Below are 474 nucleotides of genomic sequence, written 5' to 3'. Positions count from 1 at the left end.
CTCCAGAGGGGTTAAGTAATGCTGAGCTAAATACCAGTGATAGTGTTAAAAACCTTATTAATAATAGTGGGTATTCAGTAGATGAATTTGTTGAGTTGTTACATCCAGATAGGGTGTTAAATGCTAATGAAAAGACAGTAGTTGATAATATAAGAAATGAAATTGGAGTACCTGATGTTGGTACAAAGATGAAAAAAGTAATCCCGCAAAGTGATATATATAAGTATTTATATGACGAAAACTATACAGGTGTAAGAGGATTTACTGCAGTTGATGAGCATAGTGCAAATTTAAAAACACTGTTTGAAAATTATGAAGGAGCTAGGCTTGACTATGATGGAACGATGTTTAAAGTAGATCATGGAGGAAATGGTGTATCAACACCAATTGGTGCACCAGATAGGTTTTATGGGGCTATTGAATATATAGAAAATGATCCATCAAAGTTGACGATTCCAAGGTGGGAAGCTAATG

The 474-nt window shown here is 34.4% G+C and carries 1 pseudogene; it reads left to right on the top strand.

The annotated features are described in order from the left end of the window. Positions 1 to 474 (top strand): annotated as a pseudogene (locus tag BAU23_RS30410) (hypothetical protein); the annotation flags it as partial.

This window comes from Bacillus nitratireducens, assembly GCF_001884135.1.
GTDB lineage: Bacteria > Bacillota > Bacilli > Bacillales > Bacillaceae_G > Bacillus_A > Bacillus_A nitratireducens.
Note: the sequence above shows the minus strand (reverse complement) of the source record. Positions and strands in the feature narration are given on the sequence as shown.